The sequence below is a fragment of the Plantibacter sp. CFBP 8775 genome (genome assembly GCF_014839505.1).
Classification (GTDB): domain Bacteria; phylum Actinomycetota; class Actinomycetes; order Actinomycetales; family Microbacteriaceae; genus Plantibacter; species Plantibacter auratus.
In genome coordinates this window covers 811,849-838,055 of record NZ_JACYNV010000001.1, presented here as the reverse complement: position 1 = coordinate 838,055, position 26,207 = coordinate 811,849, and the positions used below count along the sequence as shown (strand labels likewise).

The window sequence follows — 26,207 nt, the reverse complement described above, 5'->3', positions numbered from 1 at the left end:
CGCAGCCCGATCTGCCCTCACATCGAGCGTTCGTCGAACTCCAGATCGTCGACGTCGGTGAGTTCGGTCGCCCACTCCGGTCGCGCCGGCTGGAGCGCGGCGGTCCGCCGTTCGAGCTCGGCGATGATCTCCTCGTCGAAGGGTTCCTTCGAGGCGTTCTCCACAGGGGTCGAGAACAACTGGCTCGCGGGTCCGACAAGGAGGTGGGCGTACCCGAGGCTGCCACCGTCCGAGATGGTCGGCACCACAGCAATGTCGGACTCGCCGGTCTGGGCGAGGGCTCGCGCATACCGGAGGAGCGCCTTGCAGGTCTGGTCGGCCATCAGCAGGTACCCGCCGGCGTAGTGCAACTTCCTCATACGACCATTCTGGGAACCGAAGCGGTCGGGCCGTCAGACCTTGCATCCGCAACCCGGAGGGTATACCGGAGGCACCACGCGCCCGTGCGCTATCGTCTGGGCATGACCGACAGCGACCAGACTCCCACCACGCACGACGAGAACCGCCACGACCAGCTGACGACCGCCCCGAACGCGACCGAAGCCGACGCGGCTCCCCGCATCGACGTCACCGACCAGGGCGACGGCGTGACCCGGATCGACATCCGCGACGACGCGGCCGTGCGGCCGGGCGCGGACCCCGAGGAGACCGAGCAGGGNAGCGAGCGTCCGTGTCCGGCTGCTCGAGCACGTCCGGCTCGTCCGCCGTGTCCTCATCCGTCGACTCGTCCGGGATCTCGGTGGGCGGCGTGCCGACCACCATGTCCGGGTCGGTACCCAATGCGTCTGCTCCGGTGAAGTCGCTCATGTCGCTCCTGCTTCCTGTGGTGGTGGTTTCGATGTGGTACTGGTGTCGGTCTGCTGCTGGTCAGGCGACGACGACGTGCAATCCGCCCGTGATCTCGATCTCCTCGAGCATCTCGGCGGCCATGCGCTCGTCGATCGGTGGCTCGAACTCCGCGTCGAACGCGAAGACGATCGGCTGCTCGGGCGACACGGTGACCGGCTCGGACGATTGGAAGCGCCCACGGTGGAGCTGCAGTCGGAACGAGCGCTCGCCGAGCATGCGGGTGAGGATCACGCGTTCCAGTTGGGCGAGCGTCTGGTCGTCGACCTGTGAGCGGAGCGCGCCGAGGCGGAGGAATCCCATCGTCAGCCCCTTTCTCAGGTGTGCCACGCTAGCCTGCGGACCTCGGCCTGCGGGGGCCATTGCGCGAAGGGCCCGAGCAGCGGACAATGCGCGGCCCCGCCAATGGGCCGTTCGTGTTGTGGATAATCGGGCGCGCGCCAAGAATGTCTCGTATCCTGAGAGAGCGCTTCACCGGCCCGGACCCCGTCGGGATGCGCACAGCAGTCGGCCGTTCGCGTCGTCGGCCATCGCAGGGGTCGGAAGTCGAGGGATCCCATGGGACAACTGGTCTACGGCACCGGCGATGCACGCGTTCGGCTCGACGATCGAACGCTCGCCCATGTCAAGACGATCGCGCTCATGAAGCTCAGGCGGAACGAGTCGTTCGCGCTCACGATCCGACAGGACTCCACCACCGACGGACGCACGACGCTCTGGCTGCACCCGGCGATCGCCCTGCAGTTCTCCTTCGACTCCGACGAGGTCGGCGACATGGACCGCGCGCTGCTCGAAGGCTTCATGCACGAGGCGAACACCGGCGAGGTCGTCGTCCACGCTACCACCGGTGACGACACGACCGCTCCGGCGAAGTAGCCCGGGCGATCGCGCCGCCTGTTCAGCTGTCGCGGAGCATCGAGATGAGTTCGCTCTTCCGCTTGCCGGAGTAGCCGCTCAGACCGATCTCCTTCGCGCGCTCGCGGAGCTGCGCGACGGTCCAGTCGTCGTAGGAGCCGGATTCACCGCCCTTCTCCCCGATCGTCGAGCGCCCCTGCTTCGCAGCGGCGTTCGAGATCCGGGCGGCCTTGCCCTTCGACGCTCCGTCGTCGCGGAGCTTCTCGTAGAGTTCGGGGTCCTTCAGTGACGGGTTCTGCTTCCCGGGCATGTCGTCCTCCCTCGTCGTCCGGTGATCGGCCGATCGGCCTGCCACCAGCCTCTCGCTGCCCGACGGATCGGTGGAGGGGCTGGTGTCAGGGACACGGACGCGCTAGTTCAGGAACCAGTCCCTCGGGTGCTGGTCCGCGGTCGGCGGTGTGCGCTCGATCGTCGGGCGCGCCCACTCGGCCGCGTTCGCCAGCACTCGACGGATGTCGGGGTGGTGGTAGACCGGGTACTCCTGGTCGCCCGGCGAGAAGTAGAACACGCGCCCGCGACCGCGGTGGTAGGCGACACCTGACCGGAACACCTCGCCGCCGGCGAAGGTGGAGAGGAACACCTCCTCGTCGGGACGCGGGATGTCGAACTGCTCGCCGTACATCTCCTGGCGGTCGATGACGATCGGGTGCGGGACGCCCTGCGCAATCGGGTGGTCCGGGAGCACCGTCCAGACGAGCTCTCGCTCGCCGTCGTTCCGCCACTTGAGGGCGCAGCTCGTGCCCATCAGCCGCTGGAAGACCCGCGAGTAGTGCCCGGAGTGCAGCACGACGATGCCCATACCGGCGTGGACGTGGCGCACGACCCGCTCGACGACCTCGTCGGAGACCTGGTCGTGGGCGATGTGCCCCCACCAGAAGAGGACGTCGGTGTTCGCGAGGACCTCCTCGGTGAGACCGTGCTCGGGATCCTGGAGGGTCGCGGTCGAGACGGACACGGCGTCGCCGAGCGACTCCTCGAGGCCCGCCGCGATCACTACGTGGATGCCGTCGGGGTAGTGGCCGAGCACCACGGCGTCACCGCGGGACTCGTGGACGAACTCGTTCCAGACGCGGATGCGGATCGGTGTCGTGGTGCTCATGCGGGGACCTCCAGTTCGTGCCCGGCGGCGGCCGAGGCGTAGGCGGCGTCGATGACGCGGCTGCGGTGCAGGGCATACTCGCCGTGGTGACCGGCGAACCGGAGCTCACCGCCGGCGGTCTCACCCGCGCGGATGGTGTCGAGGAACTCCGCGATGACCGACTGATGGTGGCCGGCCGGGACCTGGACCGCGGGACGTTCGATCGTCGGCGCACCGGCGACGTCGCGGTAGATCGTGACCGTTCCCTCGGTGTTGTAGTTGTCGACGTGGAGGCGGACGCCGCCCTCCGAACCGAGGAGCTCGACCGAGATGTCCTCGTGGGCCTTCGAGTAGGACGCCCACGACGCCTCGAGCTGCAGGCTGCCGCCGTCCTCGAACCGCAGGAGGGCGGACGCGAAGTCCTCGACGTCGAAGGCGTGCGTGGACCGGCTCGAGACCGGACCGCCGCCGGAGGAGCCACCGCGACCGGCGCGGCCGAGCTCGTTGTACGCGACGGCCGAGACGTGCGTCACGCGCGGCTCGCCGAGGAGCGACAGCGCGATGTCGAGCACGTGGGAGCCGAGGTCGATGAGCGGCCCGCCACCGGCCGCGGCCTTGTTCGTGAACCAGGAGTCGATGCCGGGCACACCCTGGCGACGGAGCCAGGAGGCACGCGAGTGGTAGACGCGACCGATCGGCTCCTCGGCGAGGTAGCGCGCGAGGTAGGCGACGTCAGCACGACGGCGGTGGTTGTACGCGACCTCGAGGACGCGGTCGGCGGCGGTCGCGGCCTCCACCATCTCGGCGGCGAGGTCGGCGGTCGTGGCGAGCGGCTTCTCGCAGAAGACGTGCTTGCCGCTCCGGAGCGCGGCCACGGCGATCGGGTGGTGCAGGGCGTTCGGCACGCCGATCGAGACGATGTCGAGGTCGTCGCGGGCGACGAGGTCCTCCCAGTCGGCGTAGGTCTCGGGGACCCCACGGCTCTCGGCCAGCTCGGCGAGGCGCGCCGGTTCCTGGCCGGACAGGGCGACGACGGTGGCACCGGGGAGCGCGGTGAAGGCGTCCAGGTGCGTGGTCCCGGCGAAGCCGAGGCCGATGACGCCGACCCGGAGGCCCGGAGCGTCTGATGATGTCGGGGCGGTACTGGTGCTCATGCTCGGACGGTTCCTTTCGGGGTGCGGAGCCGAGCACTGTCGTGACCGGCGGTGGTCGACCTTCGCCACTAAATATAGCGGCCATATCTAGTAATGCAACCCTGCTACAGTCGCCCCATGGCGGAACCGGGGATCGAGACGGGCAGGGCGAGTGTCGAACTCGTCGCCGCCTACGCCTTCGACCACGGTGCGTTCACGGCGAGTGACGTCATGGACGGGACCGGCCTGACCCGCGCCACCGTGCTGAACGCCTGCGACGCCCTCGCCGACCGCGGCTGGATCCGTGAGCTCGACGACGCCCGGGCCGCCGGTGACTACCGGCGAGGACGACCCGCCAGGCGCTACGAACTCGCCGCGGACACCGCGTTCGTGGTCGGACTCGACGTGGGGCAGCATCGGGTCGCGGCACTCGTCGCGACGCTCCGCGGCGAGGTCGTCGGCCGCGCCGAACGTCCCATCGTGGGCGGGGACGAGGACCCAGACCTCCGCCTCGCGACCGCACGGACCGTCGTCGAGGAGGCGACCGCGCAGGCCGGCGCGACCCCGGGACAGGTGCTCGTGACCGCCGTCGGCGTCCCGGCACCGGTGGACGCGCACGGCCGCTCCCCGCGCGGCGATCACGACTACTGGGCCCGGATGAACCCCGACTTCGCGAGCCGCCTCGGCCCCTGGGGCGACGTCGTGCTCGAGAACGACGCCAACCTCGCAGCCACGGCCGAGCGCGCCCTCGGGGAGGTGGCACGCGAGTCCATCGCCGTCCTCCTGGCCGAGGCGAGCTTCGGCGCGGGACTCATCGTGGACGGCGTGCTGCTCCACGGCGGGGCCGGCGGTGCAGGCGAACTCCGCGTGCTCGGCATGGTCGAGGGCGTCGGTTCGCCGGAGGGCCTCGACGGCGCGGCACGGTCGTGGCTGGAGGAGGATCAGCGATCCGGCGCGGTGCCGGCGGCCTCCCCCCTCGCCCGGATGCCGATCGGCACGCTCGACGTCGGCCGCATCATCGACGCCGCAGCCTCGGGCGACGCCTACGCCGGCAGACTCGTCGAACGCCTCGGGGAGCGCCTCGGGCGGGTGTGCGTCCTGCTCGGCAGCCTGCTCGACGTGGACGAGGTCGTCGTCGCCGGCGGCGTGGCCCGCGTCGCCTCACCCGTCATCGCCGCGGCGCAGACCTGGCTCGACGAAGGCACCTACGCGCCGACGCCGATCGTGCGGGCCTCGCGACTCGGCGCGGACGTCGTCGCCCTCGGTGCGATCACCCGGGCCGTCGCGACGATCCGCTCCCAGCCGTGGCGCTTCGCTACCGCGATCCCGCGCTGAGCGGCCTACACACGGTGCAGGGCGGCCCGGGCACAGCGCAGGGCCCCACCTTCCGCCAAGATCGGTGGGGCCCTGTGAGCGGTGTCACCGCAGTGCGAACGGTCGTTCCGGCCGTACTCGTTCAGAGCGTTCGCAGGGGACGGGCGACGCTGAGCGGGCCCGTGTGCTTCAAGATTCGCAGCAGAAACGCGTTCATCCAGCCCCAAACAGTTGTTAAGAATGGTTGTTCTTATCGATTGCTGAAGTTCTGCGCGAGCGCGGCTACTGCACCGACCATCCGCCGTCGGACGGCAGGATGACGCCGTTGACGTTGACGCCGTCGTCGCTCAGCAGGAAGGTGATGGACGCCGCGAGCTGCTCCGCGGTCGCGATCGTCGGGATCGCCGCCTGGAACGGTCCGAGCCGCGCCGAGCCGGCCTCGGAGACGTTCGGCGGGAAGGGGATCCCCGTGGCGACACCGCCCGGAGCGACCGCGTTGACCCGGACTCCGTGCGGTCCGTACATGAAGGCGGCGCTCTTGGTCATGCCGACGACCGCGTGCTTCGAGGTCGTGTAGGCGTTCCCCGAGGCGTTGCCACGAAGCCCGGCCTCGGACGCGATGTTGACGACCGAACCGGATCCAGCCGCGACCATCGACGGCAGCACGGCCCGGGTCAGCTTGAAGGCGCCGGTGACGTTCACGCCCATCACCCGCTCCCAGGTCGCGTCGGAGGTCTCGTGGAGCGGGGAGAAGTCGTCGTTGATGCCGGCGACGTTGGCCAGCGCGTCGATCCGTTCCCCCGCCGCGGCGACGATCGCGGCGATGTCGTCCTGCTTCGTGATGTCGCCGGCGACCGTCACGAGGTCGGCGTCCGGCAGGCTCGAGGCGAGGTCGGCGAGCTTGTCCTCGAAGAGGTCCACGGCCACGACCCGGCCGCCCTCGCGCGCGACGCGGGATGCCGTGGCACGGCCGATGCCGGAAGCGGCCCCGGTGACGATCACGGTCTTGCCGGCGAACCGACCGACGGTGATGCGCTCCTGCCACCCCTGGGGCGCGTCGTCGACGGGTGCGACGCCGTCGTTCGCGGCGAGGACAAGGTCGTCGATGAGTGACTGGGGCAGCTTGCCCTGGCTCAGGGCGACGAGCTGCTGGAGCGGGAGGCCCGAGATCGGGGCGAGCTGCGACTCCTCGGTGCCCAGCTGGGTGAGGAGGCCGCGGATGAGCGGACCGCCGGTGGGGTCGGCGAGCCACGCGGCGATCGGGGTGTTGGCGGTGAGGGCGCTCATGGGGTTCCTTCGTTCTCGGGAGGGCGATGAGCAGCGGGATCGCATGGGCCTCGATCCATACCGGACATCATTGTCCGGTACACGTTACGCCGTCCAGGTTATGGCCACCAGCCCTCACGGCGGGCTCCCAGCCGGGTGCTCAGGACCGGCCGCGCGGCGTTACGCTACCGGGATGTCGTCCACGCCCCCGAAGCCGAACCGCGGCCCGAGCGCAGGACCCGAGAACCGCCGTGCGCTCGTCGCCGCGGCGCGTCAGGTGTTCGCCGCGGACGGCTTCAGCGCTCCCCTCAGCGCGGTCGCGAAGCGGGCGGGCGTCGGACAGGGCAGCCTGTACCGACACTTCCCCGACCGACTCTCCCTCGCGCTCGCAGTGCTCGACGAGAACGTCGGCGAGTTGGAGGAGCACACCGGGCGACCCGATGCGACCCTCGACACCCTGCTCGACGTCGTGATCGACCAGGCCCTCGTCACCTCGCCCTTCGTCGAGGCGATCCTCGGCGAGGGCGACGACCCGCGCGTGATCGAGCTCGGCACCCGCCTCGACCGCCTCGCGCACGCCCTGCATGCGAAGGAGCTGGCTGCGCACCGCATCGCCGACCACGTCGAGCCCGACGACATTCTCATGGCGATCTCGATGGTGGGAGCGACGCTCACCCGCATCCCCGATTCCCATCGAGCCGACACCGCGGCGCGTGCGAAGGCGATGTTCCGCCGCTCGTTCGGCCGATGAACCGGGGCGGAATGATCGATGCGGCTGGGTCGGTGGCACAGGACACCAGCGAACCGTGTGCCGACAGCCCATTGAGGCGTGCGAGGGACGACCGTAGGGTCGGAGGGACAGAGAAGGGGTCCGCCATGCAGGCCAGCGCGTTCGCGTCGATCGACGTCGACACCATCCGTCGCTCCCTCGGCGAACCGGATCCCGCGGCGACGGCCAAGATCATGGACGAGCTCGACGAGAACTGCCTCGCCTTCCTCGCCCACTCGCCGTTCTGCACCATCGCGACGTCCGACGCCGACGGCCGGTGCGACAACTCCCCGCGTGGGGACTACCCGGGGTTCGTCCGGGCGCTCGACACCCGCACGCTCGTGATCCCGGAGCGCCTCGGCAACCGGCTGGCCGACTCCCTGCAGAACATCGTCCAGAACGGCCACATCGGCATGCTGTGCTTCGTCCCCGGCATGAGCGAGACCCTCCGGATCAACGGCAGGGCCACCGTCACCGACGACCCGGCGCTCATGGCGATGCTCGAGCAGGACCACGTGACGCCGCAGCTCGCGATCGTCGTGCGCACCGAGGAGGTCTACCTGCACTGCGGGCGGGCACTCCTCCGCGGCGGGCTGTGGGACGCCGAGATGCAGGAGCTCGCGGCCGAGGTGCCGAGTGCGGGCCGGATCTGGGCGAGCATGTCGGGCCTCAGCACCGAGGTCGGCGACGCCATCGACGAGGCGGTCGCCGTCGGGAACCAGAGCCTGTACTGATGCGCAATCGCGCGGGCATGACCCCGCTCATCGTCCAGGAGATCGTGCGCGAGACGCCGACGATCGTCAGTGTCGTGCTCGCCGATCCGGAGGGCCGCCGGCTCCCGCCGTGGGACCCCGGAGCGCACATCGACCTGCAGCTCATCACCCGCCACGAACGGCAGTACTCCCTCTGCGGTGATCCGGCGGACGAGTTCCGGTATCGGATCGCCGTCCTGCGGGAGGAGCACTCGCGGGGCGCCTCGCACTACATCCACAACTTCCTCAAGGTCGGTCGGAAGGTGTTCATCCGGCCGCCGCGGAACCTGTTCCCGCTCTCGGACGCGAAGCGGCACCTGCTCCTCGCGGCCGGCATCGGGATCACGCCGCTGCTCTCGATGGCGAGGCGGTTGGCCGCGGGCGACGCCGACTGGACGCTCGTCTACGCGGTGCGCACGCGCGAGGACATCGCGTTCGCGCCGGAACTCGAAGCCCTGGGCGACCACGTGCGGATCCACGTCAGCGCGGAGAGCGGCCGACTCGACCTGGCCGGCCTCCTCGCGGGACTCGAGCCGGGCACCGACGTGTCGGCCTGCGGGCCGCGCGGGTTCACGGACACCCTCACGAACCTGGCCGAGACGCTGCCCGAGGACTGCCGGTTGCACCTCGAGCGGTTCGAGCCCAAGCCCCGCTCCTACCTGCCGAACACGGCGTTCACCGTCGAGTGCGCGAGGTCGGAGCGGACCGTCGAGGTTCCCGCCGGGCAGACGATGCTGCAGGCGATGCAGGCCGCGCGGGTCGGTGTCGCCGGGTCGTGCATGCGCGGCGTCTGCGGATCCTGTGCCGTGCAGGTGGTGGACGGGACGCCAGAGCATCGCGACTCGCTGACGACCGACGACGCCTCGATGATCATGTACCCGTGTGTGTCGCGGTCGCTGACGCCGACGCTCGTGATCGACGCGTAGGCGGCGCAGCGCGCCCCCGGCCCCCGAGCACCCCATCCCGGTCCCTGAGCACCCCATCCCGGTCCCTGAGCCTGTCGAAGGGCGACGTACCCCCGTGGGCACTTCGACAAGCTCAGTGACCGGAGGAAGACACGACGACCAACAGCGGATCCGGTCCCAAACCGGACAACCCACCCCGATCCCTGAGCACCCCACCCCGGTCCCTGAGCCTGTCGAAGGGCAGTGCACCCCGTGGGCACTTCGACAAGCTCAGCGACCGGAGGAAGACACGACGACCAACAGCGGATCCGGTCCCAAACCGGACAACCCACCCCGATCCCTGAGCACCCCACCCTGGTCCCTGAGCCCGTCGAAGGGCAGTGCACCCCGTGGGCACTTCGACAAGCTCAGCGACCGGAGGAAGACACGACGACCAACAGCGGATCCGGTCCCAAACCGGACAACCCACCCCGATCCCTGAGCACCCCACCCTGGTCCCTGAGCCCGTCGAAGGGCAGTGCACCCCGTGGGCACTTCGACAAGCTCAGTGACCGGGTAAAGGCGCAGCGGCCACAAGAGGGGAGCCGGTCCCTGAGCCTGTCGAAGGGCGACGTACCCCGTGGGCACTTCGACAAGCTCAGTGACCGGAGAAAGGAACCCCGGACCAGGAGGTCCCAGCCCCAAACCGGAACACCTACCCCGGTCCCTGAGCCTGTCGAAGGGCGACGTCATCCGTGAGCACTTCGACAAGCTCAGTGACCGATGGAATAGGGCTCAGTGACCGGAGGACGGCACCCCGGTAGTCAGGGACGCCAGGTGGCGTCTGCCGAGGCCAGGACCGTGCCGTCGGCGGCACGCACGACGACCGAGGTGCCCTCCGGGCCGTCCGTCCCCGCGATGCGGAACGCCGTGTCGACGAGCACCGGCGCCTTCGCCCGGAAGCGGACCGACGCGAGCCGACGACCACCGGCGTTCGCCGTGAGGGCGTCGAGCACCAGGATGCGGGTGAGCGGGCCGTGCACGAGGAGGTCATCGAGCCCCTCGACCTCACGCGCCCACTGGCGGTCGTAGTGGATGCGGTGCGTGTTGCCCGTCACGGCCGAGAAGCGGAACAGCTGGCGGGAGTCGAGCGAGCGGGTCACGGTCCAGTCGGCTCCGGCGTCGAGATCGAGCGCATCCTCGGCGGCCACCTCGGGTGCCGCCGTCCGCGGCGAGGGCACCGCGGGCTGCGCCTCGAGGAACACGTCGTGCCAGGTGCTACGGACGGCGACCTCGCCGTCGACGAGGTACTCACGCACGAGGTCGGCGAAGACCAGGCGGCCGGCCCGCCCCTGCTTCTCGACGAGCGAACCGAGGCTCGTGCGCTGCGTCACCATGTCGCCGTAGCGGAGAGGCGACAGGAACTCGGTGTCCTCCCCCGCGTACATGCGGCGCGGGAGGTCGATGACCGGCAGCACGCCGTCCTCCGCGGGTGAGCCGTCCTCGCGGAGCTGCGCGAACGGCGTCTCGAACGGGAAGTGGACGCCTTCCCAACCGGCGGGGAGCTCCTCGCCGAGGACCGGTTCCGGTGCCGCGATCGCGAAGGTGCTCCGGTACCAGGAGGCGGGACGGAGATCGAGCTGCTCTGTCCGGTCCACGGCTTCCACTCAGATCACCCCGTCGGAACGCAACGCGGCGATGCGGTCGGCAGGCTGCTCTGTCCGCTCCACGGCTCCCACTCAGATCACCCCGTCGGAACGCAGCGCGGCGATGCGGTCGGCGTCGTACCCGGCGAGCGCCGTGAGCACGTCGTCCGCGTGTTCGCCCATGTGGTTCGCGGGACGGTCGGTGGTCGCGGGGGTCGCGCTCAGTTTGATCGGCTGGCCGAAGGAGCGGAGGGTGCCGAAGGAGCCGTAGTCGGTCTCGACGACCATATCGCGTTCGGCGGTCCCCGGGTCCTCGACGACCTCGCCGATGGTCTTCACGGCGGTGAGCGGGACGACGTCGCCGGCCAGCTCCTCGAGCTCGGCGCGGGTGCGGTCTGCGAACCAGGAGACGACGAGCGGCTTGACGCGTCGGGCGTAGACCTCCTCGTCGAAGCGCTTGCGCATGGTGTCGATCTCGGGGTCGGCGATCGCCTCGGGCGTGCCGAACAGCTCGCAGCTCGCCTTCCAGAGCTTGTCGGTGTACGCGCCGAAGAACACCTGTCCGTCGGCACAGGGGAACAGCTCGTAGGGCCGGACCCAGGCGTGTTCGTTGCCGGACGGCGACGCGACGGTCCCGTCGACGGTGTAGTCGACGACGGCGGTCTCGGTCATCGCGATGATGCTGTCGACCTGGGCGACGTCGACGAGCTGCCCGACGCCGGTGCGCTCGGCGTGCCGGAGCGCGGCGAGGGTGCCGATGACGCCGAACATCGTGGCGGAGAGGTCCCCGATCGTGACGCCGACGCGCACGGGCGGCTGGTCCGCGTAGCCGTTCATGGACCAGAGCCCGCCGGCGGCCTGGGCCGTGTTGTCGAACGCCGGACGGCGGCTCCGTGAACCCGTCTGCCCGTAGCCGGAGATCGCGGTGTACACGAGCTTCGGGTTGATGGCGGCGAGCGCCTCGTACGGCAGGCCGAGCTTCGCCATCGTCCCCGGGCGGAAGTTCTCGACGAGGATGTCGGCGCTCGCGACGAGGTCGCGCAGCACCTCCTTGCCGGCGTCGCTCGCGAGGTCGAGCGCCAGGCCGAACTTGCCGCGGTTGTACTGGCCGTAGTAGCCGCTGAACTCCTCGTCGCCGTCGCGCAGGTAGGGCGGGAAGCCCCGGGAGACGTCGGGGTCGTTCGGGTTCTCGATCTTGATGACGGTCGCGCCGAGGTCGGCGAGCATCGACGCCGCGTAGGGGCCGGCGAGGACGCGGGAGAGGTCGAGGACCACCACGCCCTCGAGCGAGCCGGGCGGGACGGCGAGTCGTTCCGTGGCCGCGAGGACCGCTTCGGTGTCGGCTCCGGTCGACGGCTGGTGCTCGGTCATGCGTGTCCTCCTGATCGCCGTACTCCGTACCGGTCAACGGTATCGGGCGGTGGAGGCCTCACCCATGTGCGAACCCCACACCTCCGGCGCCGATCCATGGACCGCCCGTCCGTCACCGACGATGACGGGTGTGCATCGCGACCGGGATAGGTGAGGCTAGGCTTACTTTATGCGCAGCGCGACCCTCCTCCGATCGAGACGCGCGCTCGCCGTCGGCACGCTGGCCGCCGCGCTCCTCGTCGTCGCCCTTGCAAGTCTGATGCTCGGGAGCAACCTCATCAGTCCCGTGGCCGTCCTCACCGCCCTGTTCGACCCCGCCCAGGACACCGGCGCCGTCGTCTGGGGGTCACGGGTGCCGCGCACGGTGCTCGGCGTCCTCGTCGGCGTCTGCCTCGGGATAGCCGGTGCCGTCATGCAGGGGCAGACCCGCAACCCGCTCGCCGACCCCGGCCTGTTCGGCGTCTCCGCCGGCGCGAGTCTCGCGGTCGTCGTCGGGGTCTACGTGCTCGGCACGAGCTCGGTGGTCACGACCCTCTGGCTCGCCCTGCTCGGCGCCACCGTCGCCAGTGTCGTCGTGTTCTCCGTCGCCGCACTCGGTCGCGGCCTGTCGAGTCCCGTCCCGCTCGCGATCGCCGGTACCGCCGTCTCGGCCCTCCTCGTCGCCCTGACCTCGTACCTCGTCCTGTCCGACGAGACGACCCTCGCCGCCTACCGCATCTGGGTGGTCGGTTCGCTGTCCGGCCGATCGCTCACGGGCGTCGACGCGGCCCTCGTCTTCGCCGGACTCGGCCTCGTGTTCGCGGTCGCCAACATCCGCTCGCTGAACGCCCTGGCGCTCGGGACGGAGCTGGCGAACGGTCTCGGCGAGAACCTCATCCGCGCGCGACTCGTCGGGCTCGCCGCGATCACCCTGCTCACGGCCGCCGCCGTCGCCCTGACCGGCCCGATCGCCTTCGTCGGACTCACCGCGCCGCACATCGCCCGCACCCTCGTGGGCGGGCATCACGGCTGGCTCCTCCCCGCCTCGGGACTCGTCGGCGGGAGCGTGCTGCTCGCATGCGACGTGATCGGTCGACTCATCGGTGGCACCGCCGAGGTGCCCGTGGGCGTCGTCCTCACCGTCGCGGGTGGGGTCGCCTTCATCGCCATCGTGCGCCGCGGACGGATGGCGGAGCTGTGAGCGCCGTGCAGGAGGGCAGCCGCTTCTTCGGCCGTCTGTGGCGAGGGCGGGTCGTCGGCGTCACGATCGCCTGCCTCGTCGTCGCCCTGGCGTTCGCCCTGCTCGGGATCGTCGCCGGTTCGTCGTCCCTGACGATCCCCGACGTGATCACCACCCTGCTCGGCGGCGGGACCGGTGGTCAGGAACTCATCGTGTTCGAGCTCCGCCTCCCCCGCGTCGTCGGCGGTCTCCTCGTCGGTGCGTCCCTCGGACTCGCCGGGGCGCTCACCCAGACGTTCGCACGCAACCCGCTCGCCACCCCGGACATCCTCGGTGTCACCTCGGGTGCCGCGCTCGGGGCCGTGGCCGCGATCGTCCTCGTCGGCGGCAGCTACTCCGTCGGGGCCGGCGCGCTCAGTCTCGGCCTGCCCGCCATGGCCGCGACTGGCGCGCTCATCACCTCGGCCGCCGTCTACGCGTTGTCCTGGCGCGGCGGGGTCGACAGCTTCCGACTCATCCTCATCGGCATCGGTGCCACCGCGACGCTCGGCGGCATCACGAGTTACCTCATCGCCCGGGCGCAGATCACCGAGGCGGCAGCGGCGGCGCAGTGGCTCGTCGGCAGCCTCTCGGGGATCTCCTGGTCGAGCGTGTGGCCGGTGCTCGTCGCGCTGGTGATCCTGACACCGATCGCGGTCCTGCAGACGAGCAGCCTCGACATCAGCCAGCTCGGCGACGAGTTGTCGACCGGCCTCGGCGTCGCGGTCCAGCGGCATCGGATCGTCGTCATCGCGTGCGCGGTCCTGCTCGTCGCCGCAGCCGTGTCCGCCGCAGGGCCGATCGAGTTCGTCGCCTTCGTCGCACCGCAGATCGCCCGCCGCCTCGCCCGCACCGGTCGTCCGCCGCTGCTCGCCTCCGCGCTGCTCGGAGCCGTCATCGTCACGGGCGGCGACGCACTCGTCCGTGGCGTCCTGCCGGGCGAGATCCCGGTGGGCATCATCACCGCGATCGTCGGCGCGCCCTATCTCATCTGGTTGCTGACGCGCCGCAAGGAACGGGAGACCTCCGCATGACCGACCCCGCCACGACCCCCTCGCTCGTGAAGGAACGCCCGACGCCCGCCCTCGAGGCCCGGGGCGTCTCCCTGGCCTACGACCAGACGGTGGTCTTCGAGGGGCTCGACCTCCGCATCGAGACCGGTGAGGTCACGACCCTCATCGGCGCCAACGGCTGCGGCAAGTCGACCCTGCTGAAGGCGTTCGGTCGCCTGCTCACCCCGACCGCCGGCACGGTCGAGCTCGACGGTCGCGGCGTGCGCTCGATCCCGACCCGCGAGGTCGCGCGCCGCCTGGCGATCCTGCCGCAGAAGCCGCTGACGCCGTCGGCGACGACCGTCCGCGACCTCGTCTCTCGAGGGAGGCACCCGCACCAGAGCCTCCTCAAGCCGTGGACGCCCGCCGACACGATCGCCGTCGACGAGGCCCTCGCCGCCACCGGTCTCGAGACCCTCGCCGACCGCGACACGGCCTCCCTGTCGGGCGGGCAGCTGCAGCGGGCCTGGATCGCCCTGGTGCTCGCGCAGCGGGCCCCCACGATCCTGCTCGACGAGCCGACGACCTTCCTCGACCTCAGCCACCAGCTCGACGTCCTCCGACTCGTGCGGTCGATCAACCGCGAGCGCGGCGCGACGGTGGTCATGGTGCTGCACGACCTCACCCTCGCCGGCCGGTACTCCGACCGCCTCGTCGTCGTGGGGGGCGGCCGGGTCATCGCCGACGGCACGCCCTGGGAGGTCCTCACCCCGGCCGTGCTCCGCGAGGCGTTCGACCTCGACGCGATCGTCATCCCCGACCCGAGCAGCGGCTCGCCGCTCATCGTGCCCGTCGACCCCGACGACGCGATCGCCCTCGACGCGGAGTGATCCGGGCGATCGGGCATTCCGATATCATTTCGTGACTTAGGTTCGGCTACCCTAAGTATCATGACGATCTCTTCACGCCTCCGCCGCGCCGCACTCGTACTCGTGCCGGCGCTCGCCCTGGTCGGCCTCGCCGGCTGCTCCCCCACCGCCGCATCCGACGCCGACAGCAGCGGCGCCTGGAGCTACACCGACGACACCGGCACCACGGTCAAGCTCGATGAGCAGCCGAAGCGCGTCGCGAGCTTCGCCGACTACGCGCTCGGCCTGCACGGCAACGGCATCGACCCCGTCGCGGTCTTCGGTCGCGTCGACGTCGCCACCGACAAGCGGTTCTCGGACTACGACCTCGGCGACACGGCCATCGTCGGCAACAGCTACGGCGAGATCGACCTCGAGGCACTCGCCGAGGCGGCACCCGACCTCATCGTGACCGGGATCTACCCGACCGACCGCGACGGCACGCTCGACCTCAAGGGTCCGTACTACGGCGTCGCCGACGTCGAGCAGCAGGAGCAGCTGGAGAAGATCGCTCCGGTCGTCGCCATCAAGGTCGGCGGCAAGGGTGCCGACGTCATCGCCTCGCTCAACAAGCTGTCCGAGGCGCTCGGAGCCGACGAGGACACCATCGCCGCGGCGAAGGAGAAGTACGACGCCGCTGCAGCAGACCTGACCGCCGCGGCGAAGGAGACCGACCTCGAGGTCACGCAGATGTACGCGGACGCGAGCGGCATCTACGTCGTCAAGCCGCAGGACGAGCCGGAGACCGAGCTGTACAGCGAACTCGGCGTGACGTACACGAACGCGAACCCGGACGGCTACTACTACTGGGACATCTACAGCTGGGAGAACGCGGGCCAGGCGATGACCGGTGACGTCCTGCTCGTCAACGTCGAGGGCTTCCAGCAGAGCGACCTCGAGGCGCAGGCGACCTTCGCCTCGCACCCGGCACTCGTCGCCGGTCAGATCCACTCCTGGAACACCGCCGCCCTCGACTACACGTCGCAGGCGAAGCAGATGGAGACCCTCGCCGGGATCCTCCGCGAGTCGAAGGCGCTGTAGCGGGCACGGGGTGGGGCCAGCCTCGGGCGCCCCACCCCGTGTGCTCCTCACGCACCGGATCGGCTTCGGAGTGTGCCGACCGCACATGGGCTGAGCCTCCAGACGGCCGGTAGCCTCGTCAGGCGTCCCGGCCGTCCGGGTGCGCCCAACACGAAGGAGTGCCATGGCCATCCAGAGCGCGCGCGAGAGCGACCCACGCGGAGCAGACACCACCGCCGTCGGCCAGAGCGACATCGATCGCGACGGCCTCGACTCCCGGGTGCAGCGTCGCCGCGCCATCCTCGCCAGCTCGGTCGGCACCGTCATCGAGTGGTACGACTTCACCCTCTACGGGCTGGCCTCCGCGCTCGTGTTCGCGCCGCTGTTCTTCCCCGGCGCCGGTGACCTCGCCGGCCTGCTCGGCGCGTTCGCCGGCTTCGCGGTCGGCTTCGGTGCCCGCCCGATCGGCGGCCTGATCTTCGCCCACTACGGCGACAAGCTCGGGCGCAAACCGACGTTGCTCATCACGCTCCTCTTCATGGGCGTCGCGACCACCTTCATCGGCCTCCTCCCCACCGCCGACGCCATCGGCATCTGGGCGCCGATCCTGCTCATCGTGCTGCGGATCTTCCAGGGCATGGGCTCGGGCGCCGAATTCGCCGGCGCGATCACGATGGCGAGCGAGTCCGCCGACGTGAAGCACCGCGCGTTCGCCGCGTCGTTCCCCGGTGCCTCCGTGTACGTGGGCATGGCGCTCGCCACCACCGTCTTCGCCGTGGTCAGCACGCTCCCGATCGAGCAGTTCCAGAGCTGGGGCTGGCGGATCCCGTTCCTCGCGAGCGTCGTCATCGTCGCATTCGCGCTGTACTTCCGGCTGCGGGTCAAGGAGACGAAGGCGTTCGAGAGCGCCGAGGAGCGCGGCGCGGTCACCTCGGCACCACTGGTCGGCGCCATCCGCTCGCACTGGCGGGTGATCCTCTGCGGCATGGGGCTCTTCGCGTTCGCGCTGCCGTGGGTCTACGTCGTGCAGGTGTTCTCGCTGTCGTACGTGACGGGCACGCTGAGCGTGAACCCGACGGAGGCGCTCATCGGCCTCATCGTCGCCGAAGTCCTGACCATCCCGACGGCGCTGCTGTTCGGTCGCCTCGCCGACCGCATCGGTCGGAAGCCCGTCCTCATGGGCGCCGCGATCTTCGGCGTGGTCTACGCGTTCCCGATGTTCCTGCTCTACGACACGGAGCAGTCGGCCCTCGTCGCACTGGGCCTCATCCTGGGCCTCGCCGTCATCCAGGGGGCCACCATCGGCACCTCGGGTGCACTGCTCGCCGAGATCTTCCCGACCTCGATGCGCTGGAGCGGCATCGCACTCTCGCGGGAGATCCCGGCCGCCCTCGTCGGCGGGACGGTCCCGCTGGTCGCGACCGCGCTCGTCGCCGCGAGCGGTGGCGCACCGTGGTTGGTGGCGGCGTACCTGCTGGTGCTCAGCGCGATCGGCATCGTCGGGATCGCGTTCCTCCCGGAGACCCTGCCGCGCAAGCAGCGCGGCTGACCTGTCCCCCCCGGTCCCTGCGCCTGTCGAAGGGCGACGTCACCCGTGGGCACTTCGACAAGCTCAGTGACCGGCGGAGGTGAGCTCAGTGACCGAAAGAAGTGAGCTCAGTGACCGGAACCAGGCCAACCCGGCAGACGCGGTCCCTGAGCCTGTCGAAGGGCGACGTCACCCGTGGGCACTTCGACAAGCTCAGTGACCGGCGGAGGTGAGCTCAGTGACCGGAAGAGGTGCGCTCAGTAATTGGGAGGGCTCTGGCCCGCAGACCCGGTCCCTGAGCCTGTCGAAGGGCGACGTCACCCGTGGGCACTTCGACAAGCTCAGTGACCGGAAGAGGCCGACCCGGTGACCCCCGGTCCCTGGCTAGTCCTCGTCCCAGGTCATGCGACGGCCCATCACGGGCACCGAGGCCAGCAGCTCGCGGGTGTAGGCGTCCTCGGGAGCGGCCAGGACGGTGGCCGTCGGGCCCGCTTCGACGACCCGGCCGGCCTGCATGACACTCACCGAGTCGCACATGTAGTTCACGACGGCGAGGTTGTGTGAGATGAACAGCACCGTGAGTTCGAGCTCACGCTGCAGCTCGCGCAGCAGGTTGAGGACGACGCCCTGCACCGACACGTCGAGCGCCGAGGTGATCTCGTCGGCGATGAGGACCTCCGGTTCGGCCGCGAGCGCTCGGGCGATCGTGATGCGCTGCCGCTGACCGCCCGAGAACGCCGACGGCAGGTCGCCAGCCCGGTCCGGGTCGATGTGCACGCGCTCGAGCAGCTCGCCCACCCGGGACCGCTGCTCGGAGCGGCTCCAGGAGCGCCCGGTCGCCCGGGACCCCTCGGCGATCGACAGACCGATCGGCATGCGTGGGTCGAGCGCGGAGTACGGGTCCTGGAAGACGAGTTGCACGCGTCGACGCGCACGACGAGCAGCGGACGAGCGCCCGACGATGTCGGCGCCGTTCAGTCGGATGCCGCCGGCGCTCGGGATGACGAGACCGACGGCGGCCGCGGCGACCGTCGACTTGCCCGAGCCGGACTCCCCCACGAGGCCGTGGGACGTGCCCGGGCGGACCGTCAGGTCGAAGCCGTCGACCGCGGTGTGCGCGGACGCGCCGTGGCCGTAGCGGACCGTGAGGCCGGAGAACTCGAGACCGGTCATGCGCGCTGTCCTTCGGTGGTGATGGGCCCTTCGACAAGCCCTTCGACAAGCTCAGGGACCGGCCCTTCGACAGGCTCAGGGACCGAGAACGACTCACCGATGACCGGGAGCGGCATGGTGCGGTCGGAGGTCATGTCGGGGACGCAGGCGATGAGCCCGCGGGTGTACGGGTGCCGCGCCTCGTGGAGGCGGTCGGCGTCGAGCGATTCGACGATGCGGCCGTCCTTCATGACGAGGATGCGGTCGCAGAACCCGCTGACGAGGGCGATGTCGTGCGAGATGAGCAGGATCGCAGCGCCCGTCTGCTCCTGCGCCTCGTGGAGCACGCGGAGGACCTGGCGCTGCACCGTCACGTCGAGCGCCGTCGTGGGCTCGTCGGCGATGAGCAGCTTCGGGCGTCCCATGAGCCCCATGCCGATCATGGCCCGCTGGCGCATGCCGCCGGACAGCTCGTGCGGGAACTGCTTCAGGCGCTTGGCCGGAAGCGGGATCCGCACCGACTCGAGTGCGGCCTCGGCGCGCTTCGTCGACTCGGCCGCCGACAGCCCCTCATGGACCTCGACGGTCTCGCGGAGCTGCTTGCCGATCGTGAGCGACGGGTTGAGCGAAGTGAGCGGGTCCTGGAAGACCATCGCCAGCTCGAGGCCGAGGCGGCTGCGCTCGGCCTTCGTCAGCGGTGCGGTCATGTCGATCCCGCGGAAGCTCAGCTCCGAGGCCTGCACCGAGGAGTCGGGCCCGAGGAGGGCGGCGATCGCCATCGCGCTCACCGACTTGCCCGATCCGGACTCGCCGACGACACCGACGACCTCGCCGGGCATGATCGTGAGGCTGATGCCGTGGACGCGCTCGACGAGTCGGCCGTCGCGGTCCGGGAAGGCGACGCGGAGGTCGCGCACCTGCACGACGGGCTCCTGGCCGGCCGGCGTCGCAGCCGCAGCCGAGGCGGTCGCGGGAGCCGCGGTGCGACGTCGCGCCGGCGCCGGCAGTCCGAGGAGCCGCTTCGACGACTCGTTCCAGAGTTCGCCGAGCTGCGTGAAGATGACACCGCACACGACGAGCGCGATGCCGGGACCGATCGCCGCCATCGGATTGCCGTAGATGCGGGCGATCCCGAGGCCGAGGAGGCGACCCCAGTCGTACTCGGGCGCCTGCACCCCGAGACCGAGGAAGGACAGGCCGGCGAAGGCGAGCAGCGTGCCGGAGGCGGAGACCGCCGCGTTCACGAGCATCGGCGGCAGCATGTTCGGCATGACGTGCCGGACGAGCACCTCCGCCTGCCCGACGCCGGCGATCCGCGCGGCCTTCACGTAGTCGCGACCGATGAGCGACGACGCGAGCGTGTAGGTGAGGCGGGCGAAGGTCGGCACGCCGGCGAACCCGACGGCGAGCATCGCGCCGGTGGCGCTCGCGCCCCAGATCACCGAGAAGAACAGGGCCATCAGGAGCCACGGGAACGACAGCAGGATGTCGATGAGTGCGGTCACGAGTCGGCGGAGCGGTCGAGGCAGGACCGTCGCGACGGCCCCGAGCAGGACGCCGCCGATGACGGAGATCGCCGTCGCGCCGAGGGTCAGCAGCACGGACACCCGCGTGGCGACCATGACCCGGGCGAAGACGTCCCGGCCGAGCTCGTCGGTGCCGAAGGGGTGGGCGAGGCTCGCACCGGCGAGGCGGTCGGCCACGGACGTCGTGTCGGCGGCGGACCCCCAGACGGTCGGGCCGACGACCGCGACCACGATGATGAGGAGCGCTCCGATCGCGCCGGTCAGGCCGCGCGGGGTGCGGAGGCGGTCGAGCACCGGGGACCGGCGTGAGGGCGTGGGCCTGGAGGTGGTCGGACGAGTGCTCATGAGCTCAGCCCTCCGTGATCGAGGAGCGCGGATCGATCGTCGCGAGCGCGATGTCGATGAGGAGGTTGAGGCCGAGGACGAGGATCGCGTACACGAGCACGATGCCCTGGATCATCGGGTAGTCCTTCGAGGTGATCGACGACACGATGCTCGTCCCGAGACCGGGGATGGCGAAGACCGTCTCGATGAGCACGGTGCCGGCGACCATGCCCGTGAGGATGATGCCGCCGATCGTGAGCGTCGAGGTCACCATGTTCGGCAGCGCGTGCCGGAGGTAGACGAGGTGTGTCGGGAGGCGCTTGCTCCGTGCCGTGGTCATGTACGGCATCTCGAGGACGGCCAGCATCTCCACGTGCACGATGCGGGCCAGATACGCCATCGGACCGACCGCGAGGGCGACCACCGGCAGGATCGCCTGGTCGAAGCCTCCCCAGCCGGCGGCCGGGAGCACCTTGAGCCCGATGCTGAACACGGCGATGAGACCGACGGCGAGCAGGAGGCTCGGGATGGCGATGAGCACGCCGAGCAGGCCCGAGACGCCGAGGTCGGCGAGGCGACGGCGGCCGGTGCGCGAGGACACCGCGGTCGCGACGCCGATGGGGAAGGCGCCGATCGCGGCGAGGAGGAAGGACGCGACCGCGAGGGTGAGCGTCACCGGGAAGCGCTGCGCGATCGTGTCGGCGACCGGCCGCTGCGACCCGATCGCCGTCCCGAAGTCGCCGCGGAACAGCCCGCTGACGTAGTTGACGAACTGCTCCGGCACCGGCACGTTCAAGCCGAGGTCGGCGCGTGTCCGCTCCACGAGTTCCGGGGTCGCGCTGTTCCCGAGCGCAGCCCGCACCGGGTCGCCCGGCACGAGCTGCACGATCAGGAACGTCGCGACGATGACGATGGCGAGGGAGACGAGTACCCGGCCGAGTCGTCGGAGGATGAACGAGGTCCGCGGGGAGAGTCCGCCGAGGACGCCGCGACCCCCTCGACGCGCGACCGCCGGGCCGCCGGGGCCCTGGGCCTGCTCGGTGGCCTGCTCGGTGGTCACGGTCGAGGGGATCGCCATGATCAGCCGACCATCCGGATGCTCGTCGGGCGGATGAAGTTCGGACGCTCGACCTCGGCGCCGTTCAGGTACAGGAAGTCCTGCGCGTCGGCGATCGGGAACACGTCCGTCCGCTCGATGAGCTTCGCCTCGGCCTGCTGCCAGAGGTCGCAGGTCTCCTCCGGGCTGGCCGTCTTGGCCTGCTCGGCGAGCGCGTCGTACTCCGGGTTGTCGACGAACATGAAGTTGTTGCCGCCCTTGTCCGGGGTCTCGCCACCGAAGAAGGTGTTCACGATGACCGGTCCGCCCGGAGCGATCTGCACGAAGCCGGTGTCCCAGTCGAAGGTCGAGAACAACTGCTCGGACCAGGCGTTCGCGTCGTTGCCCGAGAGCTCCGTCGTGACGCCCAGCTCGTCCCAGGTCTGCTGCACGAGCTCGGCCGCTGCCGCGTGGCTCGGGGTGGCCGCGTCGTAGATGAACTTGATCGTCAGCGGCTCACCGTCCTTCGAGCGCTTGCCGTCGGAACCGAGCGTCCAGCCCGCCTCGTCGAGCAGCTCGCCGGACTTCTCGACGTCCGTCTCGGGGAGCGTCCACTGCGGACCGTCGGCGACGCAGAGGTAGGGGCTCTTCACGACGAGGGACTTGGACTCCTCGGCGGTGCCGTCGGTGACGACCTCACCGACCTGCTCGCGGTCGATCGCGGTGACGAGGGCCTCACGGACGAGCGGGTCGGAGGTGGGGCGCTCAGGACGCTCGTTGAAGAGCATCTCGCCGATCGGGTTGCGCACGCCCTCGCTGCCGAGACCGGCGGCCTCGACGCGGTCCTGGTCGGCGCCGCCGATGCTCGCGGCGTTCACGTCACCGGAGAGCAGCAGGTTCGCGGCGGTCCCGGGGTCGGTGACGACGCGGACCTCGAAGGTGTCCGGCAGGCCCTTGGTGTCGCTCGTGACGTCCTCGGGGCCCCAGGTGTAGTCGTCGCGCTTCGTGAAGGTGTAGCTGGAGCCGGGGGTCGCCTTGTCGAGGGTGAAGAGGCCGGTGCCGTTCATCGTCTCGACGAGGGAGTCCGGGTCGTCGAGGCCGGCCTGGCAGACCATCTCGACGGTGCCGGTGTTGGCGAGGATGAACGGGTCGGGCGTCGAGCTCGTGACGGTGAGCTGGTTGCCGTCGGCGGTCGCGGTCATCCGCTCGGAGACCTGCGCACCGTAGTAGAAGGTCGCGTTGGCCGGGTCGGCGTTGTAGGTGATGTTCGCCGCAGCGGTCTCCGCGGTGAACGGGGTGCCGTCGGCGCAGGTGATGCCGTCCTTGAGCGTGTAGGTGATGGAGGTGGAGGTGGCGTCCTCCTCCCAGCTCTCGGCCAGCCAGGGCAGGAGCTCGCCGTCGGCGTTGACGTACACGAGCGACTCGTAGTGGAAGCTGATGATCTCGCGGGCCTCGAGGCTGATGCCCGTCATGGGGACGAGGCTCCCCGGGTCGCCGCTCATGGCGGTGACGAAGGTGCCGCCGGAGACGTACTCGCCGGAGGAATCGGAGGATTGCGAGGAGGTGCACGCGGTGAGGGCCACCGCGGTGAGGGCCGCGGTGGCGAGTGCCGCCGCGGCTTTCCGCTTGTTGTTCATGCTGGATCCTTCGTACTCGGGTGGCCGTGGTGCGCGGGTGGCCGGATCAGATGGGGTGAGAGGTGCCGTGCTGGTGCTGGTGGAGAGCGGTGCTGGTGCGGTGGTGCGTCAGATGCGCTGTCGGGTCGCCGTGCCGATGCGGGCGAGGGGACCCGCAGCCTTCACGGAGACCTTCAGGGTGGGGCGGGTCGCGTACGAGACGGGGGTCTCGAGCACGTCGACGATCTCGACCGAGCGCGGGTCTGCGCCGGCCTGGATCGCCTTCTCGATCGCGGAGCGTCCTGCCTCCTCGATGGCGGCTGCGCGGTCGGCGAAGTCGCAGAGCTGATCGGAGCGCCCGCCGGCGAGCGCGATGGCCGCGCCCACGGCGTTGGCGACGTTGCCGCGCGCCGGGCGCAGGACCTCGCTCGCGCCGAGGACGGCGTCCGGGACGAGGAATCCTCCGCCGCCGACGACGACGAGCGGGAGGCCGGTTCGGCCGAGCGACATGCGCTCGACGGCGGACTCGATGCGTTCGTGGGCGACGCCGAGCGCGTGCTCGAGGGCCTGGCGGGTCGCGCGGTCGAGGGGCGGTAGCTCGCGGTCGGCGATGCCGAACTGGAGCGAGGCCGCGTCGGTGAGGGTCGGGGTGGTGCCGCCGAACAGCAGCGCCTCCTCGGTGAGGCGGTAACCGACCGAGTCGTGCCGCGGGACACCGGTCGCGGTGTCGACGATCGTGCCGCCACCGAGGCCGACGCTCAGGATGTCGGGCATGCGGAAGTTCGTCCGCACGCCACCGACCTCGCGGGGCAGCGTCGACTCGCGGGGGAACCGGTCGACGAGCACGCCGAGGTCGCTCGTCGTGCCGCCGACGTCGATGATGATCGCGTTGTCGGCACCGGAGAGGAAGGCGGCCCCGCGGATGGAGTTCGCCGGCCCGGAACCGATCGTGAGCACCGGGTAACGCGCCGCGTACTCGACGGCCATGAGCGTGCCGTCGTTCTGGGCGAAGTAGGTGGTCGCGTCGAGTCGTTCCTCGGCGACGACGGTCGTGAGCGCGTTCGTCACGTCGCGGGCGACGGCGTAAAGCGACGCGTTCAGGACGGTCGCGTTCTCGCGCTCCAACAACCCGAGCGCGCCGATCTCGTGGCTCAGCGACACCGGGATGTCGACCCCGACGTGGTCTTGGACGAGCGCCTCGACCTCGAGCTCCTGCTCGGGGAACGACGGGCTGAAGATGCCGCAGACGGCGACCGCGTCGAAGGTGCCGGCCAGGGCGTCGAGCTCCCGGCGGATGAGGTCGCGGTCGAGCGGGGCGATCGGGTAGCCGTCGACGAGGTGGCCGCCGCCCGCGAGGATGCTCCCCGCGAGCACGACGTCGCGCAGTTCCCGCGGCCAGCCTGCGAGCGGCGGGAGCGAGGTGGCGGCGGGCGAGCCGAGTCGGATGACGACGACGCGACCGAGGTCGCGACGGTTGACGATCGCGTTGGTCGCGTGGGTGGTGCCGAGCATGACGCGGGTGACGAGGCTCCGGTCGTCGCCGAGCTGGTCGAGGACCTCGGCGAGCGCCGCCCGGATACCGCCCGTGACGTCGCGGGTGGTGGGCTGCTTCGTCCATGAGACGACCTCGCCCGTGCCCGAGAGCGCGACGGCGTCGGTGTTGGTCCCGCCGACGTCGATGCCGATCGCGAGTTCGCCCGAGGTGTCGGTGACGGTGCTGGTAGTGGTGCCGGCGCTCATCGGGTCGCTCCAATGGTCTCGTCGGCGCTCACACCGAAGGGCTCGTAGTCGAGGTCGTAGCCGAACGCGCGCGGGCCGGCGAGTTCGAGGCCGCGCTCGGTGCGCCACAGTGGATCGCACGCCCAGGCGAGGACGCTCACCCGCTGCCCGAAGCGCAGCATCTCGGTGGAGATCGCGTCGCCCGTCTCGGAGTCGACGATCGTGACGAGGTCGGGGACGCTGACGATGACCGCTCCGTCCTCCATGACGACGAGGTTCTCGTTCTGGATCTCCACGCGGGTGAGGCGACCGCGGTGCTCGCCGATCCCTTCGACCGTGACGGAACCACGGGTGAACCCGCCCTCGGTGCGGCGCTCGATGTCGACGACCTTGCCGCCCGTGATGAGGGACGCGCCGAGTTCGTCCGTCAGCGCACCGACGGGGTCGGTGGCGGTGAGGAGCCGGCGCCCGACCTGCACGGCGCGGCTGACGCTGCCCTCGATGACCGCGCCGCGGACGGTGTCGCGGTCCATGACGTAGTTGGCGCCGATCGAGATCGCACCGCTGGCCACGGTGAGGGCGCGGGCGTGGCGCTCGAGCCAGGCGAGGCTGACGGGCCGCAGGATCGAGACGTTGCCGATCACGTCGCTCAGGACCGCGTACCCGGGCGGGAGGTTCGCGACGTTCATCGCGGTCATCGGCGCTTCCGGGAAGGCGCGTCCCATGCCGTCGGCGTCGAGGAGGCTGAGGCCGAGGCTCGCGGCCCAGCCGACGGGGCCGACGCCGTTGCTGCCGCCGATCTCCGTCGCCATGATCGTGGTGATGCGCTTGCCGGTGAGGCGCTCGATCTCCTCGACGATGATCTCGGCCTGGCCGCTCGCGCCGAGCATCTCGAAGCCCACCGACGGGGCGCCGATGCCGGACATGGCGACCACCACGTCGTCCGCGTCGAGGTCGGCGACCTGTTTGACAGGGACCGGACCGAATTGCTCCAGGGCGATCTCGACGCCGAGCTGCGGGGTCTGCACCGCGCCGCCGCCGCCGGTACCGAAGATGGCGCATCCTGCGGCGAGCGCCGGCACGTCGGCCAGGGTGATGCGGGTGATCGGCGTGGCCGACGCTGCGGAGCGTGCAGCGGGGTGGTTCGTTGACATGTACCGAGCGTAGGCAGGGTCGGGAACCACGACAATGTTCCCGCAGCCCACACAATCGGG

Annotated in this window: 24 protein-coding genes; 10 read left to right on the top strand and 14 right to left on the bottom strand. The window is 70.6% G+C overall.

Annotation, left to right across the window (positions count from 1 at the left end; translation table 11 throughout):
• Positions 1-17: 17 nt before the first annotated feature.
• Both IFR14_RS04010 and IFR14_RS04005 read right to left on the bottom strand, forming a co-directional pair.
• Positions 18-359, bottom strand: coding sequence for a hypothetical protein (locus IFR14_RS04010; protein WP_085512067.1), 342 nt, complete (start codon positions 357-359; stop codon positions 18-20).
• A gap of 508 nt (positions 360-867) precedes the next feature.
• The gene (locus IFR14_RS04005) at positions 868-1,149 is read right to left on the bottom strand and encodes a DUF7882 family protein (protein WP_064297054.1); all 282 of its coding nucleotides are present in this window, start codon (positions 1,147-1,149) and stop codon (positions 868-870) included.
• Positions 1,150-1,404: 255 nt separating this feature from the next.
• On the opposite strand from IFR14_RS04005, the gene IFR14_RS04000 reads away from it, so the two are divergent.
• Positions 1,405-1,722: a DUF7882 family protein gene (locus IFR14_RS04000; RefSeq protein WP_138946165.1), complete on the top strand. Its 318-nt coding sequence runs from the start codon at positions 1,405-1,407 to the stop codon at positions 1,720-1,722.
• 22 nt (positions 1,723-1,744) lie between these two features.
• Here the strand turns inward: IFR14_RS04000 and IFR14_RS03995 are convergent, their stop codons facing one another.
• From IFR14_RS03995 to IFR14_RS03985, 3 genes are all read right to left on the bottom strand, one after another.
• Positions 1,745-2,011: a DUF7218 family protein gene (locus IFR14_RS03995; RefSeq protein ID WP_191940322.1), complete on the bottom strand. Its 267-nt coding sequence runs from the start codon at positions 2,009-2,011 to the stop codon at positions 1,745-1,747.
• Between the two features lie 102 nt (positions 2,012-2,113).
• Complete coding sequence (locus IFR14_RS03990; protein WP_191940321.1) at positions 2,114-2,860, bottom strand: ThuA domain-containing protein; 747 nt, start codon at positions 2,858-2,860, stop codon at positions 2,114-2,116.
• A complete protein-coding gene (locus IFR14_RS03985) occupies positions 2,857-3,993 on the bottom strand; it encodes a Gfo/Idh/MocA family protein (protein WP_191940320.1) in 1,137 nt (378 codons plus the stop codon). The genes IFR14_RS03990 and IFR14_RS03985 overlap by 4 nt, the downstream gene beginning before the upstream one ends.
• A gap of 117 nt (positions 3,994-4,110) precedes the next feature.
• Between IFR14_RS03985 and IFR14_RS03980 the strand changes: the two genes are divergently transcribed.
• Positions 4,111-5,307 (top strand): ROK family transcriptional regulator, encoded by a 1,197-nt coding sequence (locus IFR14_RS03980; protein WP_191940319.1) that lies wholly within the window; start codon positions 4,111-4,113, stop codon positions 5,305-5,307.
• A 261-nt stretch (positions 5,308-5,568) separates the two neighbouring features.
• On the opposite strand, the gene IFR14_RS03975 is transcribed toward IFR14_RS03980, so the two are convergent.
• Positions 5,569-6,573, bottom strand: a complete 1,005-nt coding sequence (locus tag IFR14_RS03975; RefSeq protein WP_191940318.1) for an SDR family NAD(P)-dependent oxidoreductase — start codon at positions 6,571-6,573, stop codon at positions 5,569-5,571.
• Positions 6,574-6,745: 172 nt separating this feature from the next.
• Between IFR14_RS03975 and IFR14_RS03970 the strand changes: the two genes are divergently transcribed.
• From IFR14_RS03970 to IFR14_RS03960, 3 genes are all read left to right on the top strand, one after another.
• Positions 6,746-7,303 carry a TetR/AcrR family transcriptional regulator gene (locus tag IFR14_RS03970; protein ID WP_138946160.1) on the top strand — a complete coding sequence of 186 codons (558 nt, stop codon included), beginning with the start codon at positions 6,746-6,748 and terminating at the stop codon, positions 7,301-7,303.
• A gap of 125 nt (positions 7,304-7,428) precedes the next feature.
• Positions 7,429-8,055 carry an MSMEG_1061 family FMN-dependent PPOX-type flavoprotein gene (locus tag IFR14_RS03965; protein ID WP_191940317.1) on the top strand — a complete coding sequence of 209 codons (627 nt, stop codon included), beginning with the start codon at positions 7,429-7,431 and terminating at the stop codon, positions 8,053-8,055.
• A complete protein-coding gene (locus IFR14_RS03960; protein WP_191940316.1) occupies positions 8,055-8,999 on the top strand; it encodes a PDR/VanB family oxidoreductase in 945 nt (314 codons plus the stop codon). The genes IFR14_RS03965 and IFR14_RS03960 overlap by 1 nt, the downstream gene beginning before the upstream one ends.
• 782 nt (positions 9,000-9,781) lie before the next feature.
• On the opposite strand, the gene IFR14_RS21130 is transcribed toward IFR14_RS03960, so the two are convergent.
• Positions 9,782-10,615: an FAS1-like dehydratase domain-containing protein gene (locus IFR14_RS21130; RefSeq protein WP_198425029.1), complete on the bottom strand. Its 834-nt coding sequence runs from the start codon at positions 10,613-10,615 to the stop codon at positions 9,782-9,784.
• A gap of 81 nt (positions 10,616-10,696) precedes the next feature.
• Complete coding sequence (locus tag IFR14_RS03950) at positions 10,697-11,974, bottom strand: CaiB/BaiF CoA transferase family protein (RefSeq protein WP_191940314.1); 1,278 nt, start codon at positions 11,972-11,974, stop codon at positions 10,697-10,699.
• A 169-nt stretch (positions 11,975-12,143) separates the two neighbouring features.
• Here IFR14_RS03950 and IFR14_RS03945 point away from each other — a divergent pair, with 169 nt between their 5' ends.
• The 5 genes from IFR14_RS03945 (at position 12,144) to IFR14_RS03925 (ending at position 17,641) form a co-directional block, all read left to right on the top strand.
• Complete coding sequence (locus IFR14_RS03945) at positions 12,144-13,154, top strand: FecCD family ABC transporter permease (protein WP_191940313.1); 1,011 nt, start codon at positions 12,144-12,146, stop codon at positions 13,152-13,154.
• A complete protein-coding gene (locus IFR14_RS03940; RefSeq protein ID WP_191941322.1) occupies positions 13,151-14,206 on the top strand; it encodes an iron chelate uptake ABC transporter family permease subunit in 1,056 nt (351 codons plus the stop codon). The genes IFR14_RS03945 and IFR14_RS03940 overlap by 4 nt, the downstream gene beginning before the upstream one ends.
• Positions 14,203-15,054 carry an ABC transporter ATP-binding protein gene (locus IFR14_RS03935; RefSeq protein ID WP_085512078.1) on the top strand — a complete coding sequence of 284 codons (852 nt, stop codon included), beginning with the start codon at positions 14,203-14,205 and terminating at the stop codon, positions 15,052-15,054. Before IFR14_RS03940 ends, IFR14_RS03935 begins: the two co-directional genes overlap by 4 nt.
• A gap of 60 nt (positions 15,055-15,114) precedes the next feature.
• Complete coding sequence (locus IFR14_RS03930) at positions 15,115-16,113, top strand: ABC transporter substrate-binding protein (RefSeq protein ID WP_138946154.1); 999 nt, start codon at positions 15,115-15,117, stop codon at positions 16,111-16,113.
• Between the two features lie 163 nt (positions 16,114-16,276).
• A complete protein-coding gene (locus tag IFR14_RS03925) occupies positions 16,277-17,641 on the top strand; it encodes an MFS transporter (RefSeq protein ID WP_191940312.1) in 1,365 nt (454 codons plus the stop codon).
• A 363-nt stretch (positions 17,642-18,004) separates the two neighbouring features.
• Here the strand turns inward: IFR14_RS03925 and IFR14_RS03920 are convergent, their stop codons facing one another.
• From IFR14_RS03920 to IFR14_RS03895, 6 genes are all read right to left on the bottom strand, one after another.
• Positions 18,005-18,793, bottom strand: a complete 789-nt coding sequence (locus IFR14_RS03920; protein WP_191940311.1) for an ABC transporter ATP-binding protein — start codon at positions 18,791-18,793, stop codon at positions 18,005-18,007.
• Positions 18,790-20,643, bottom strand: a complete 1,854-nt coding sequence (locus IFR14_RS03915) for a dipeptide/oligopeptide/nickel ABC transporter permease/ATP-binding protein (protein ID WP_191940310.1) — start codon at positions 20,641-20,643, stop codon at positions 18,790-18,792. The genes IFR14_RS03920 and IFR14_RS03915 overlap by 4 nt, the downstream gene beginning before the upstream one ends.
• Before the next feature lie 4 nt (positions 20,644-20,647).
• Entirely contained in the window at positions 20,648-21,700 is a 1,053-nt protein-coding gene (locus IFR14_RS03910) for an ABC transporter permease (RefSeq protein WP_191940309.1), read from the bottom strand.
• A gap of 2 nt (positions 21,701-21,702) precedes the next feature.
• Entirely contained in the window at positions 21,703-23,295 is a 1,593-nt protein-coding gene (locus IFR14_RS03905) for an ABC transporter substrate-binding protein (protein ID WP_191940308.1), read from the bottom strand.
• A gap of 108 nt (positions 23,296-23,403) precedes the next feature.
• The gene (locus IFR14_RS03900) at positions 23,404-25,014 is read right to left on the bottom strand and encodes a hydantoinase/oxoprolinase N-terminal domain-containing protein (RefSeq protein WP_191940307.1); all 1,611 of its coding nucleotides are present in this window, start codon (positions 25,012-25,014) and stop codon (positions 23,404-23,406) included.
• On the bottom strand, positions 25,011-26,147 hold the full coding sequence (locus tag IFR14_RS03895; protein WP_191940306.1) for a DUF917 domain-containing protein: 1,137 nt from the start codon (positions 26,145-26,147) through the stop codon (positions 25,011-25,013). The genes IFR14_RS03900 and IFR14_RS03895 overlap by 4 nt, the downstream gene beginning before the upstream one ends.
• Positions 26,148-26,207 lie beyond the last annotated feature (60 nt).

Excerpts from the sequence above, each read along its gene's own strand:
- IFR14_RS04000 (WP_138946165.1), top strand. The coding sequence starts at position 1,405 with ATGGGACAACTGGTCTACGGCACCGGCGATGCACGCGTTCGGCTCGAC.
- IFR14_RS03895 (WP_191940306.1), bottom strand. The coding sequence starts at position 26,147 with ATGTCAACGAACCACCCCGCTGCACGCTCCGCAGCGTCGGCCACGCCG.
- IFR14_RS03905 (WP_191940308.1), bottom strand. The coding sequence starts at position 23,295 with ATGAACAACAAGCGGAAAGCCGCGGCGGCACTCGCCACCGCGGCCCTC.
- IFR14_RS03970 (WP_138946160.1), top strand. The coding sequence starts at position 6,746 with ATGTCGTCCACGCCCCCGAAGCCGAACCGCGGCCCGAGCGCAGGACCC.
- IFR14_RS04005 (WP_064297054.1), bottom strand. The coding sequence starts at position 1,149 with ATGGGATTCCTCCGCCTCGGCGCGCTCCGCTCACAGGTCGACGACCAG.
- IFR14_RS03945 (WP_191940313.1), top strand. The coding sequence starts at position 12,144 with ATGCGCAGCGCGACCCTCCTCCGATCGAGACGCGCGCTCGCCGTCGGC.
- IFR14_RS03990 (WP_191940321.1), bottom strand. The coding sequence starts at position 2,860 with ATGAGCACCACGACACCGATCCGCATCCGCGTCTGGAACGAGTTCGTC.
- IFR14_RS04010 (WP_085512067.1), bottom strand. The coding sequence starts at position 359 with ATGAGGAAGTTGCACTACGCCGGCGGGTACCTGCTGATGGCCGACCAG.
- IFR14_RS03930 (WP_138946154.1), top strand. The coding sequence starts at position 15,115 with ATGACGATCTCTTCACGCCTCCGCCGCGCCGCACTCGTACTCGTGCCG.
- IFR14_RS03900 (WP_191940307.1), bottom strand. The coding sequence starts at position 25,014 with ATGAGCGCCGGCACCACTACCAGCACCGTCACCGACACCTCGGGCGAA.
- IFR14_RS03980 (WP_191940319.1), top strand. The coding sequence starts at position 4,111 with ATGGCGGAACCGGGGATCGAGACGGGCAGGGCGAGTGTCGAACTCGTC.
- IFR14_RS03950 (WP_191940314.1), bottom strand. The coding sequence starts at position 11,974 with ATGACCGAGCACCAGCCGTCGACCGGAGCCGACACCGAAGCGGTCCTC.
- IFR14_RS03920 (WP_191940311.1), bottom strand. The coding sequence starts at position 18,793 with ATGACCGGTCTCGAGTTCTCCGGCCTCACGGTCCGCTACGGCCACGGC.
- IFR14_RS03995 (WP_191940322.1), bottom strand. The coding sequence starts at position 2,011 with ATGCCCGGGAAGCAGAACCCGTCACTGAAGGACCCCGAACTCTACGAG.
- IFR14_RS03910 (WP_191940309.1), bottom strand. The coding sequence starts at position 21,700 with ATGGCGATCCCCTCGACCGTGACCACCGAGCAGGCCACCGAGCAGGCC.
- IFR14_RS03960 (WP_191940316.1), top strand. The coding sequence starts at position 8,055 with ATGCGCAATCGCGCGGGCATGACCCCGCTCATCGTCCAGGAGATCGTG.
- IFR14_RS03985 (WP_191940320.1), bottom strand. The coding sequence starts at position 3,993 with ATGAGCACCAGTACCGCCCCGACATCATCAGACGCTCCGGGCCTCCGG.
- IFR14_RS03975 (WP_191940318.1), bottom strand. The coding sequence starts at position 6,573 with ATGAGCGCCCTCACCGCCAACACCCCGATCGCCGCGTGGCTCGCCGAC.
- IFR14_RS03935 (WP_085512078.1), top strand. The coding sequence starts at position 14,203 with ATGACCGACCCCGCCACGACCCCCTCGCTCGTGAAGGAACGCCCGACG.
- IFR14_RS03925 (WP_191940312.1), top strand. The coding sequence starts at position 16,277 with ATGGCCATCCAGAGCGCGCGCGAGAGCGACCCACGCGGAGCAGACACC.
- IFR14_RS03915 (WP_191940310.1), bottom strand. The coding sequence starts at position 20,643 with ATGAGCACTCGTCCGACCACCTCCAGGCCCACGCCCTCACGCCGGTCC.
- IFR14_RS03965 (WP_191940317.1), top strand. The coding sequence starts at position 7,429 with ATGCAGGCCAGCGCGTTCGCGTCGATCGACGTCGACACCATCCGTCGC.